At 33.1% G+C, this 11,901-nt stretch carries 9 protein-coding genes and 1 tRNA gene; 6 read left to right on the top strand and 4 right to left on the bottom strand.

The features are described from left to right. Positions 1–66 precede the first annotated feature (66 nt). The gene (locus tag AAFP94_RS10910) at positions 67–363 is read left to right on the top strand and encodes a thioredoxin family protein (protein ID WP_316662761.1); all 297 of its coding nucleotides are present in this window, start codon (positions 67–69) and stop codon (positions 361–363) included. Here AAFP94_RS10910 and AAFP94_RS10905 read toward each other — a convergent pair. Beyond that, complete coding sequence (locus tag AAFP94_RS10905) at positions 344–982, bottom strand: polysaccharide deacetylase family protein (RefSeq protein WP_316662759.1); 639 nt, start codon at positions 980–982, stop codon at positions 344–346. The genes AAFP94_RS10910 and AAFP94_RS10905 overlap by 20 nt on opposite strands. 5 nt (positions 983–987) lie before the next feature. Then, complete coding sequence (locus AAFP94_RS10900; protein WP_316662758.1) at positions 988–4,290, bottom strand: DUF2723 domain-containing protein; 3,303 nt, start codon at positions 4,288–4,290, stop codon at positions 988–990. A gap of 154 nt (positions 4,291–4,444) precedes the next feature. Between AAFP94_RS10900 and AAFP94_RS10895 the strand changes: the two genes are divergently transcribed. Further along, positions 4,445–4,517, top strand: a tRNA-Gln gene (locus AAFP94_RS10895). 58 nt (positions 4,518–4,575) lie between these two features. On the opposite strand, the gene AAFP94_RS10890 is transcribed toward AAFP94_RS10895, so the two are convergent. Then, on the bottom strand, positions 4,576–5,400 hold the full coding sequence (locus AAFP94_RS10890; protein WP_316662756.1) for a universal stress protein: 825 nt from the start codon (positions 5,398–5,400) through the stop codon (positions 4,576–4,578). A gap of 136 nt (positions 5,401–5,536) precedes the next feature. On the opposite strand from AAFP94_RS10890, the gene rimP reads away from it, so the two are divergent. The 3 genes from rimP to infB are packed head-to-tail and all read left to right on the top strand — an operon-like array spanning position 5,537 to position 9,949. Beyond that, positions 5,537–5,998, top strand: coding sequence for a ribosome assembly cofactor RimP (gene rimP / locus AAFP94_RS10885; RefSeq protein WP_316662755.1), 462 nt, complete (start codon positions 5,537–5,539; stop codon positions 5,996–5,998). 12 nt (positions 5,999–6,010) lie between these two features. Further along, positions 6,011–7,243, top strand: a complete 1,233-nt coding sequence (gene nusA / locus AAFP94_RS10880) for a transcription termination factor NusA (RefSeq protein ID WP_316662753.1) — start codon at positions 6,011–6,013, stop codon at positions 7,241–7,243. A 30-nt stretch (positions 7,244–7,273) separates the two neighbouring features. Beyond that, positions 7,274–9,949: a translation initiation factor IF-2 gene (gene infB, locus AAFP94_RS10875; RefSeq protein ID WP_316662752.1), complete on the top strand. Its 2,676-nt coding sequence runs from the start codon at positions 7,274–7,276 to the stop codon at positions 9,947–9,949. A gap of 29 nt (positions 9,950–9,978) precedes the next feature. On the opposite strand, the gene AAFP94_RS10870 is transcribed toward infB, so the two are convergent. Continuing rightward, positions 9,979–10,368 (bottom strand): SPOR domain-containing protein, encoded by a 390-nt coding sequence (locus tag AAFP94_RS10870; protein ID WP_316662751.1) that lies wholly within the window; start codon positions 10,366–10,368, stop codon positions 9,979–9,981. A 221-nt stretch (positions 10,369–10,589) separates the two neighbouring features. On the opposite strand from AAFP94_RS10870, the gene AAFP94_RS10865 reads away from it, so the two are divergent. Continuing rightward, positions 10,590–11,882 carry a c-type cytochrome gene (locus AAFP94_RS10865; protein ID WP_316662897.1) on the top strand — a complete coding sequence of 431 codons (1,293 nt, stop codon included), beginning with the start codon at positions 10,590–10,592 and terminating at the stop codon, positions 11,880–11,882. The last annotated feature ends 19 nt before the right edge of the window (positions 11,883–11,901 follow it).

The following is an 11,901-nucleotide window of genomic DNA, read 5'->3' as shown; positions in this document are numbered from 1 at the left end:
CTTACAGTTATTTATAATAAAAAAATTGTAGGTTTGTATTTACGTGAGACCAATAAATGTTAACCTATGTCAAAATTTGGTGAACTAATAGATGTAGATATTCCTGTTCTTTTAGACTTCTTTACAGAATGGAATGAACAATCAACTGCTATGCATCCAGTTTTAAGAGATGTAGCAGCCGCGCTTGGTGATAAGGCTAAAGTGATTAAAATTGATGTTGATAAAAATAAAGAGCTTGCAGAAGCTTTACGAGTAAAAGGATTACCTACATTGATTATTTACAAGGATGGCGAAATGAAATGGCGTCAAAGTGGTGAGCAGGATGCCAATACTCTAATAGGAATTATACAGCAATACGTTTAATCTTAATTGCCTTAAAGTAATATCCTAAATTACTGAAATGTTCTAATACTTTTGGAAGTGCAAATAACATATTTTTTGAAGCTTTAACACTATCGTGAAAGACCACAATACTTCCTTTTGTAGTTTTAGAAATTACATTACTTAAACAAGTCTCTTTGCTTACTGTCTTATCCCAATCTAACGAGATTACATTCCACATGATAATTTGGTAACCATTTTCAATTAATTTTTTACCTTGTTTAGGTGTTAGCTGTCCATAAGGAGGTCTAAAGAGATTTGAGTTAATGACTTTGGAAGCTTCATCTATATTGCCCAAGTAATCTCTTGTTTTGGTTTTCCAACCATTAATATGGTTGTATGTATGATTTCCTAATACATGACCTTCTTCTAGAATTCTTTTAGTAAGTTCAGGATGTTTTATTGCGTTTTCTCCAACAGAAAAAAACGTGGCTTTAGCATTATAAGTTTTTAAAATATCTAAAACTAAATCTGTAACACCTGGAGTAGGGCCATCATCAAAAGTGATGTAAATAGTATTTGTTTCAGAAGGGATGTCCCAAATGTAATTTGGGAACATTTTTTTTACTAATATTGGTATTTTTACAGGAGTTAAGCTCATTAAATCTATTCAATTTGCAAGCCACTATCTGTGCTTAAGTCTGGCTCTTCTCTTAAGTTGTCTTGAGCTTCTGGTTCTTGATCGTAAAAATGATCAAATAGCTTTAAATAATTGTTAAAAGTTTCCATTTCAGTTCTGGCAAACTCTTCGTCATATTGCAACAAAACATCTACTAAACTTTTATAACGCTCAATATCTGTAATAATGTCTTCTGCCTTTCTGTACTGATTTTCAATTTTCAGGTTCCCGTAATACGTTAGAGATTCCTGATATTTCTTTGAAACATCCTTAAACAATTTTTGCGCTTTGTCTTTTGAGTCAACTTCATAATAAGCACTTACATAAGGCTCTAAAAGAGTGTAGTAATTAAAAAATTCAACAGGCATATTGGTCATAGCAATATCTGCTATTTCTTCTGCCTTTTCCAATTGATCCTCGTTAATAAGCTGTTGTATTAATCGAGCTAGATTACCTCTATACGTGATAGAATTTTTTCTTGTTTCGGTGTCATGATATATATCTGAACTACCACTATTACCCCAATCCCATTTTTTTACTTTTTCATACATCAAATCACTATCAACGCGACCCATGTCAAAAGGGTTAGCTCTATCTACAGGAGTTTTTATAGGGACTAATTTATAGCACATACCATCCAGTTGTAAGTAATTTTTCATCCAAATGTAGTCGTCATCACCAAACGCACCACCAGTAAAATATATCGGGCGTTTCCAATTATTGTTAGCAACAATGTCCAGCATTAATAAACGGTTTTTATAAAGAGCACTTTCTTTAATTCTTATATTGATATAAGGAACTATTTTAGCCGAATCTTTTTGTTTTACAATGCCATTGGCTAATGCAGCTTCTTTATCAACGGGAATCCTAACATGTTCCACAGGGAAATAATTGGAGTTCATTAATTGTGTAGGATAAAAACTCGGGTCTTCTCCCTGCTGTTCAATAATATACTTGAATTTTGTTCTAGGGTTATCGCTACTTACAAAATTCAAGAAGTCCTTTATCATCATAGTATCTGCAGAGATCTCTCTTTTCATGATGTAATCTCTAGTGCCATATTTATATTGGTCATGAGTTAGTTGAGAAGGTATAGGATCACTATCATAGGCTTTGCGTTTCATTTGATCTATATACCAATCAGTTTGAAACAAACTTGTGTTAACTACTCTAACATCAGTTCTGTAACCTTCAATTTCCTGTGCATACCAAAGTGCAAAAGTATCATTATCTCCTATGGAAAATAAGATGGCATTTTCAGCGCAGGAATCTAAATACTTTTTGGCCATAGCTTTTGCAGTATATTTACCAGATCTGTCATGATCATCCCAGTTGTTTGCAACAAGAATTCCAGGAACTAATATCAAACATATTAAGGAAACAGCAGGAGCTAGAATCTTGCTTGACACATATTTTTTTAAAGCTTCATAAATAGAATAAACACCAAAACCTATCCAAATGGCAAACACATAAAATGAACCAACAACAGAATAGTCACGTTCTCTAGGTTCAAAAGGTCTTACATTGGTATAAACCTGTATAGCTAATCCTGTAAAAAGGAAAAACACCATCATGACCCAAAATAATTTCTTGTCCTTGTTATAAAGGAAGAAGAGGCCAATTAGTCCTAAAATAAATGGTAAAAAATAATAAGTGTTTCTGGCTTTATTATTTTTCACATCACTCGGAAGATTATCTTGAGAAAGCCCTAAATGCCATTCATCAATAGGTTTTATGCCACTTATCCAATTTCCATGATTATCATATTTACCTTGTATATCATCTTGCCTGCCAACAAAATTCCACATAAAATAACGCCAATACATATAGCCTAATTGGTATTCTAACATATAGGCAATATTGCTCATCAACGAAGGTTTTTCAACATCTATATACTGTGAAAACTGTTTAAGGAAAGTATTATAATCTTCATAATCGACCAAGCCTTGATTTACATCATTTTTAAAACTGGCAATTGAAGACCTTAATTCATTTTCGAGCTGGTATTCTGGTTTTAACTTAAAATCCAAATAACCAGAAAACATCATATAATTTTCGGCATGCTCTGTACTCCACATTCGTGGTAAAATTGAAGCGTGTTCAGAATTATAGTTTTGTTTAGCACGTTTAAAATCATTTACAATAACATACTTTCCTTTTTGGTAATCCTTTTCGTATTTTGGTTTATCATCAACATAAGGATTGTTTTCATCTAAACCAGAATATTGATCTGTATATTGTGGACCATAAAACAAATGGGTTTCGGGATATTGTTCTAAATTATAATATGCCAAAAGTTCTCTCGCACTTGAAGGATTATTTTCATTAATGACAACATTGGCGTTTGCTCTTATAGGTAACATTAACCATGTAGAAAATCCAATGATTATGAATGTCAAGCAAAGTATTCCTGTATTAAGATTTTTGTATTGTTTTTCTCTAGTATATTTTAATCCAAAATGAATTAATAACACAAGTATTATACCCGCTATAATTGAGCCAGAATTAAAAGGAAGCCCAACAGAATTCACAAAAAAGATTTCAGAAGCACTAAATAGCTTCAGAATATTTGGAGCTAATAATTTAAAAATAAATAGTAGGATTGCTACTGCAACTATATTAGCAATTATAAAATTTTTAACCGTAACAGTCTTGTAGTTTTTAAAATAATAAATGAGCCCAATAGCTGGAATGGTCAGCAAGCCCATGAAGTGAACTCCGAAAGAAAGACCAATCACAAAGGCAATTAATATGAGCCATTTATTACCGCGATGTTTATGCATATCCTGTTCCCAACGCAACCCCAACCAAAAAAGGATAGACATTATTAAAGTTGCCATGGCATAAACTTCAGTTTCCACAGCATTAAACCAAAATGAATCTGTAAAAGCGAAAGCTAAACTCCCAACAAAAGCACTTCCAAGAATGGCTAAAGATTTTTCGTTTAACTCATCATCTGTTTTAACTAGAATCTTCTTCAACAATAAGGTAATAGTCCAAAACATAAATAAAATGGTGAACGCACTAGATGTCGCACTCATCATATTTAACATCATGCCAACAAGTTCATTATTACCAAAAGTAAAAATTGAGAAAAAAGCGCCCAACATTTGAAACAATGGGGCACCAGGCGGATGGCCAACCTGTAGTTTTGATGAAGTTAAAATGTATTCTCCAGCATCCCAAAAACTCACAGTAGGCTCAACAGTTAAACTATATGTAATAAATGCGATTAAAAAAGTAAACCAACCTAAAAGGGTATTCCATTTTTTAAAGTTGATAAGTGTCATATAGAAGATTGTTTATTTACCTGGGCGAATTTATTGAATTAATCTTAAACCATGAAGATTTTTAAGTAAACGTTAAGTTTTAAACAATTATTTTGTTCCTAAAATGTTTGTGCAAATAAAACTTTGTATTAAATTTGCACCCTCATTACGCTAATGGCCTATGGTGTAACTGGCAACACGTCTGGTTTTGGTCCAGAAGAGTCTAGGTTCGAGCCCTAGTAGGCCAACAAAACAAAACCTCAATCTTTTTAAGATTCGAGGTTTTGTTTTTTAATTAGTGTTACTTTAAATCTTAAATGTCATTACTGGACGCTTGGCACGGTTTACCAAGTCTTCACTTATACTTCCATTAAAAAAATGTGAGATACCTTGTCTACCATGAGTACTCATGCCTATAAGATCTGCCTTTATAGATTGCGAGAAATTCATAATTCCTCGTTCAACACTTTCATCATTGTAAATATTAATTGTATAATTTTTAAAGTCTGATATATTAACAAAATCGATTATTCTGCTTTTTGCGTCTTTTGTTGTCATAAAACTACTTGCAGTAATTATAATAAGTAAGTGTATTTTCGCATTAAATAGTTTAGCAAACTTTACTGCATTTGTATAGGCAACATGATTTTCTTTTTTAAAATTTGAAGCAAAAACAAAATGGTTAACCTCAAATACCTCATATTCATTTTTTACGATTAATACTGGAGTATTGGATGTTCTCACAACTTTTTCAGCATTTGAACCAATAATCATCTCTCTTAATCCACTTGCTCCATGTGAACCCATGACAATTAAATCTGTTTTAAACTTTTCACAAGCATGAAAGACGCCTTTAAATATTTCTTTAAACTCAACGGCTTCATGCAGTTTGATGCCTTTTAGATAATCTTTAGCCATAAGTTCTTCAAATTGTTTGTGTGCAAGCTTCATAAAGTACATGGCTTCTGGCAAATCGTTGTAAGAGCTTATGGCATCTACCTTGTGCAATGGTAATTCTAGCATGTGCAATAAATAGATATCGCAATCATGGTTTTTTGCCAATTGAGCTGCTACTTTCAAAGCATTTTCTGCTTGTGCAGAAAAATCTGTAGGAACAAGTATATTTTTCATATTTTTAGAATAGGTTGCTATTTATAAATTTAAGCATTAATGCTGGAAAAATCAATTTAAAGTCTTATATTTGCAGCGTTGTAAAGGAAAATGAAAAAGCGAGGGGACGAAAAGTCCCCTCTTTTTATACTGAAAAATGTTGAAAACCACAGTTGAAAAATTGCTTGATGAAGCATTAAACCAACGAAGCGATTTGTTTCTTATCGACCTTTTAGTTTTAGATGACAATCAAATTAAAGTAGTAATTGATGGAGATAATGGAGTTTCTGTAGAAGATTGTATTTTTATTAGTAGAGCAATAGAACATAATCTTGATAGAGAAGAACAAGATTTTTCTTTAGAAGTTACATCTGCTGGGGCAACTGCACCACTAGAACATAAACGACAGTATAAAAAGAATTTAGGGAGAGTCCTAGAGGTTAAAACAATTTCAAATACTTTCGAAGGCAAAATAACAAGCGCTGATGAAAATGAAATTGCTTTAGAATGGAAAACTAGAGAGCCTAAACCAGTTGGTAAAGGAAAAATCACTGTAAAAAAACACGAAAAAATACTTTACAGCAATATTGTAGAAGCAAAAGTTATGATTAAATTTTAATTCAAAGGAGTTATGGAAAATCTTGCGTTAATTGATTCTTTTTCAGAATTTAAAGACGATAAATTAATTGATCGTGTAACGTTAATGGCAATTTTAGAAGATGTTTTTAGAAGTGCATTAAAAAGAAAATTTGGAGATGATGATAATTTCGATATCATCATTAACCCCGATAAGGGAGATTTAGAGATTTGGAGAAATCGTGTTGTTGTTGCAGATGGTGAAGTCGAAGAACCAAATCAAGAAATATCATTATCTGAAGCTAGAAAGATAGAGCCAGATTTTGAAGTTGGTGAAGATGTATCAGAAGAAGTAAAGCTTATCGATCTTGGTCGTAGAGCGATTTTAGCATTGCGTCAAAATTTAATCTCTAAAATCCATGAGCACGACAATACTAATATTTACAAACAGTTTAAAGATTTAGTTGGAGAGATTTATACTGCAGAAGTACATCATATTCGTCATAGAGCAGTAATTTTATTAGACGATGAAGGCAATGAGATCATTCTGCCTAAAGAAAAACAAATTCCATCAGATTTCTTTAGAAAAGGAGACAATGTAAGAGGTGTTATAGAGAGTGTAGAGCTTAAAGGTAACAAACCTGCAATTATTATGTCTCGTACAACTCCTGTATTTTTAGAGAAATTGTTTGAGCAAGAAATTCCTGAAGTTTTTGATGGTTTGATTACTATTAAGAAAGTAGTAAGGATTCCTGGTGAAAAAGCAAAAGTAGCCGTAGATTCTTATGATGATAGAATAGATCCAGTTGGTGCATGTGTTGGTATGAAAGGTTCAAGAATTCATGGCATTGTGCGTGAGTTAGGTAATGAAAATATCGACGTTATAAACTATACAAATAATCTACAATTATATATTACAAGAGCGTTAAGTCCAGCAAGAGTAACGTCTATCAAAATAGATGAAGAAACAAAAAGAGCCGAAGTTATACTAAAACCAGAAGAAGTAAGTAAGGCCATTGGACGTGGAGGGCACAATATTCGTTTGGCTGGACAAATGACAGGCTATGAAATAGATGTCTTTAGAGAAGGTGCCGAAGAAGATGTGGAATTGAGTGAATTCTCTGATGAAATTGAGGGTTGGATTATAGAAGAATTTAGTAAAGCTGGTCTTGACACTGCAAAAAGTATTTTAGAACAAGATGTTGATGATCTGGTAAAAAGAACGGATTTAGAAGAAGAAACAATAAATGATGTTATTAGAATTCTGAAAGAAGAGTTTGAAGAATAACAAAAAATAGGGTTATATTAAAGGCAATTTATGGCTGAAACAATTAGATTAAATAAAGTATTACGGGAACTAAACATTTCTCTTGATCGTGCTGTTGAGTTTTTAGACTCAAAAGGTGTCGAAATTGAAAAACGTCCTACAACAAAAATTTCTCAAGAAACTTATGATATCTTGGCGGGCGAATTTCAAACTGATGCCGTCAAAAAAATGGCATCTCAAGAAGTAAGTGAAGCAAAACAAAAAGAGAAAGAAGCCTTACGTGAGCAAAGAGAGAGAGAAGAGTTAGAACGTGAAAAGGCAAAAAACAAAGAAGTCATAAAAGCCTCAACTACACTTTCTGGCCCCAAACAGGTTGGTAAAATTGATTTGGATGCTGATAAAAAGAAAGTTGTAAAACCAAAAGAAGAAGTAGAAAAAGTTCCAGAAATACCGAAATCTGTTGAGACTGAAAAACCTGTCAAAGAAGTAAAAGAGGAAAAAGTAATAGAAAAAACTTCTCCAAAAGAAAAAGTTGAAGAATCTGCTCCAGAAGAAAAAGTAAAAACTAAATACCAAAAACTTTCAGGGCCTAAAATTTCAGGCAATAAAATTGATCTAACTCAATTTAATAAACCAAAAAAGAAAAAGGAAGAGAAAAAAGAAGATGCCGATAAATCTACTTCTACCAATAAGAAAAAAAGACGTCGTATTAGCAAGGCAGGGTTACCACAATCTGGCAATGGATCTTTCAATAAAGGAGCAGATAGATTCAAAGGCAAAAAACCCGGAACAGGAAGAAGACAAATTGTTAAGGAAGAACCTAGCGAAGAGGAAGTTCAAAAGCAAATTAGGGAAACCCTTGAAAAACTTCAAGGAAAATCAAGTAAAGGTAAAGGAGCAAAATATCGTCGTGAAAAACGTGATTTACATAAAGAGCAATCAGAAAAAGAACAGCAAGCAGAAGCAGCCGAAAGCAAAATTCTAAAAGTTACAGAATTTGTAACAGCAAGTGAGGTTGCTACTATGATGGATGTTTCTGTTACAGAAATCATTTCGGCGTGTATGTCACTTGGTATGATGGTAACTATGAACCAACGTCTTGATGCAGAAACACTTTCTATTGTTGCTGAAGAATTTGGATACGATGTTGAATTTGTAACAGCAGATATCGAAGAGTCTATTGAAGAAGTAGAAGATAAACCAGAAGATTTAGAACCTCGTGCACCAATTGTAACTGTAATGGGACACGTAGATCATGGAAAAACCTCATTACTTGATTATATTCGTGAAGAAAACGTAATTGCTGGTGAGTCAGGTGGAATTACTCAACATATTGGTGCTTATGGAGTAACATTAGAGAATGGCCAAAAAATAACATTTTTAGATACTCCAGGTCACGAAGCGTTTACGGCAATGCGTGCTCGTGGTGCACAGGTAACAGATTTAGCTATTATTGTTGTAGCTGCTGATGATGATATCATGCCGCAAACAAAAGAGGCCATTGCACATGCACAAGCAGCCAGTGTGCCTATTGTTTTTGCAATTAATAAGATAGATAAACCAAATGCAAACCCTGATAAAATTAAAGAAGGGTTAGCTTCAATGAATTTATTGGTTGAAGATTGGGGTGGAAAAATTCAATCTCATGATGTTTCAGCTAAAACAGGAGAAGGAATTAGTGAGTTACTAGAAAAAGTATTACTCGAAGCAGAATTATTAGAACTAACTGCTAATCCAAACAAACAGGCAAATGGAACAGTAGTTGAAGCATTCCTAGATAAAGGAAGAGGTTATATATCTACTATTTTGGTTCAAGCCGGGACTCTTAAAATAGGGGATTATGTTCTTGCTGGAAAAAATAGTGGTAAGGTCAAAGCAATGCATGATGAAAGAGGGAAGAATGTTACAGCTGCAGGACCTTCAACTCCAGTATCTATTTTAGGATTGGATGGAGCGCCTCAAGCTGGAGATAAATTCAATGTGTTTGAAGATGAGCGTGAGGCAAAACAAATTGCTACAAAACGTACGCAATTACAGCGTGAACAATCTGTAAGAACACAAAGACATATTACATTAGACGAGATTGGCCGAAGAATTGCTTTGGGAGACTTCCAGGAATTGAACATTATACTTAAAGGCGATGTGGATGGATCGGTTGAAGCATTAACAGATTCTTTCCAAAAGTTATCAACTGAAGAAATACAGGTTAATATTATTCACAAAGGTGTTGGTGCTATTACAGAGAGTGATGTCTTATTAGCATCAGCGTCCGATGCAATTATTATCGGATTTAATGTACGACCGATGGGTAATGCAAGGTCTATTGCAGATAAAGAAGAAATAGATATCAGAATTTATTCAATTATTTATGATGCAATTAACGATCTTAAGGATGCAATGGAAGGTATGCTTTCGCCTGAACTTAAGGAAGAAATTACTGGTACTGCTGAAATCCGTGAAATCTTTAAAGTTTCAAAAATCGGGTCGATTGCTGGTTGTATGGTAACTAATGGTAAAGTTTTCAGAAATTCTAGTGTAAGATTAATTCGTGATGGTGTTGTAGTTTATACTGGAGAATTGGCATCTTTAAAACGTTTTAAAGATGATGTTAAAGAAGTTGCTAAAGGTTATGATTGCGGTATGCAAATAAAAAATTATAACGATATTAAAGAAGGCGATGTTATTGAAGCCTTCCATGAAGTAGAAGTTAAAAAGAAATTGAAATAAAAAAAAGAGACTCAATTGAGTCTTTTTTTTTATTTTTCAGGTTTTAGAATAAAGGCGCTTGGAAACTCTTTCTTGATTTTTAATAAGGCCCTATCTGCTTCCAATTGAGTTCTAAAACTTCCAACCCAAATTTTATAGTTAGGTGTTTGAAAAATCAATGATGTTTTCCAATTGACAAATGTTGTCTTGACTTTAGACCTTGCGGTTTGTGCATCATTAATATTACCAGAATATACTTGAATTTTATATCTATCAGAAGTGTCTTCCGATCCGTTCATTTGTTTCTTAATTGCCAATAATAAATCTATATCCTTATCTTGATTAATAGTTACAGTTCCTTCCTGTGCGATAATATTATTGGATAACGCCAAAAAACAATAGCTTAATAAGATGGCCGATGTATAAGGTTTAAAATTCAAAATTTTAATTTTTAAATTAATTTATGCAAATGTATAAGTTATAAACTTAATGTTAGTGCAAATTATTATTTAGAATTTCTCTAAATTAGCAATTAACAGTTCGCTAACATTTCTAAAATCGACTTTAAGTATTACTTTTGCCTGAGTTTAAAACTGTGTTTTTTATTTTTATTTAAATGAAAAAACCGTACCAAAGTTTAGAAGTTAATTTAACCAATAATATGAAACAGGTGATTCACCGTAAATTAAGTCAAAGCCTTCTTCGTTTTTGCTTAATTATTTTACTCGCGTTTTCAACCTCACTTTCCGCTCAAGAAGGAGACCCTGTAAAAGGGAAATCGTTATTTAATGCTAATTGCGCAGCATGTCATCAACTTGATAAAAAAATGACAGGACCTGCATTGCGAAATGTGGAACAACGATTGGCAGATGATGAAGGACTTGATCGAGAATGGTTATCTGCATGGATTCGTAATAGTGCAGGTCTAATTAAGTCTGGAGATGCTTACGCTAACAAAATATATAATGAGTACAACGGTGCTGCAATGACACCTATGCCACAATTATCTGATCAGGATATTAGTGATATTTTAGCATATACAGCTGAAGTAAAAGCAGATCCTATTGATACTTCTGGAGGAGGAGCGGTACAACCTCTTCAATCTACTGAATCAGGCATTTCAAACGAAATTTTACTAGGAGCATTAACCATATTGTTTATGCTTTTAGCATTTGGTTTGTATTTAGTAAACAAAACCCTTCGTCGTTTTGCAGCAGCTCAGAATATTGATTTGCCAGAAGAATCAAAAGGTATTCCTCTTTGGAAAGCTTTTGTTAAAAATCAGTTTTTAGTATTGGTAACCTGTATATTCTTGTTGCTGGCTAGCGGCTATTATGTGTTTGGTTATTTAATGCAAATAGGTATTGATCAAGGTTACCAACCTGTTCAACCAATACATTTTTCACATAAGATTCATGCAGGAGATAATGGTATTGATTGTAAATATTGTCATTCATCTGCCAGAGTTAGTAAGCATTCAGGTATTCCGTCTTTAAATATATGTATGAATTGTCATAAATCAATTTATGAATACAACGGAGAAATTTCTCCAGAATATAATAAAGAATTCTATGATGGTGAAATTCAGAAATTATATGCAGCAGCAGGATGGAGTGATGCAGATCAAAAGTATACTGGTGAATCTCAACCTGTAAAATGGGTTAGAATACACAATTTACCAGACTTTGCCTATTTCAACCATTCGCAGCACGTCAGTGTTGCTGGAGTTGAATGTCAGACATGTCATGGACCTATTGAAGAAATGGAAATTGTATCACAGTTTGCGCCGCTTACGATGGGATGGTGTATTAACTGTCATAGAGAAACCAATGTAAAAGTTCAAGACAATGAATACTATACAAAGATACATGAAGAGTTATCTAAAAAGTATGAAGTTGACCAATTGTCTGCTGCTCAAATGGGTGGTTTAGAATGTGGTAAGTGTCATTATTAATTTTATCAAGAAGTAATTC

Source organism: Gilvirhabdus luticola, assembly GCF_040117515.1.
GTDB classification, from domain to species: Bacteria; Bacteroidota; Bacteroidia; order Flavobacteriales; family Flavobacteriaceae; genus Gilvirhabdus; species Gilvirhabdus luticola.
This window is presented reverse-complemented; position numbering and strand designations above follow the sequence as displayed.

Bases quoted from the DNA above. Each gene is read 5' to 3' on its own strand.
- AAFP94_RS10865 (WP_316662897.1), top strand. From the start codon at position 10,590: ATGAAACAGGTGATTCACCGTAAATTAAGTCAAAGCCTTCTTCGTTTT.
- nusA (WP_316662753.1), top strand. From the start codon at position 6,011: ATGGAAAATCTTGCGTTAATTGATTCTTTTTCAGAATTTAAAGACGAT.
- AAFP94_RS10890 (WP_316662756.1), bottom strand. From the start codon at position 5,400: ATGAAAAATATACTTGTTCCTACAGATTTTTCTGCACAAGCAGAAAAT.
- infB (WP_316662752.1), top strand. From the start codon at position 7,274: ATGGCTGAAACAATTAGATTAAATAAAGTATTACGGGAACTAAACATT.
- AAFP94_RS10905 (WP_316662759.1), bottom strand. From the start codon at position 982: ATGAGCTTAACTCCTGTAAAAATACCAATATTAGTAAAAAAAATGTTC.
- rimP (WP_316662755.1), top strand. From the start codon at position 5,537: ATGTTGAAAACCACAGTTGAAAAATTGCTTGATGAAGCATTAAACCAA.
- AAFP94_RS10910 (WP_316662761.1), top strand. From the start codon at position 67: ATGTCAAAATTTGGTGAACTAATAGATGTAGATATTCCTGTTCTTTTA.
- AAFP94_RS10900 (WP_316662758.1), bottom strand. From the start codon at position 4,290: ATGACACTTATCAACTTTAAAAAATGGAATACCCTTTTAGGTTGGTTT.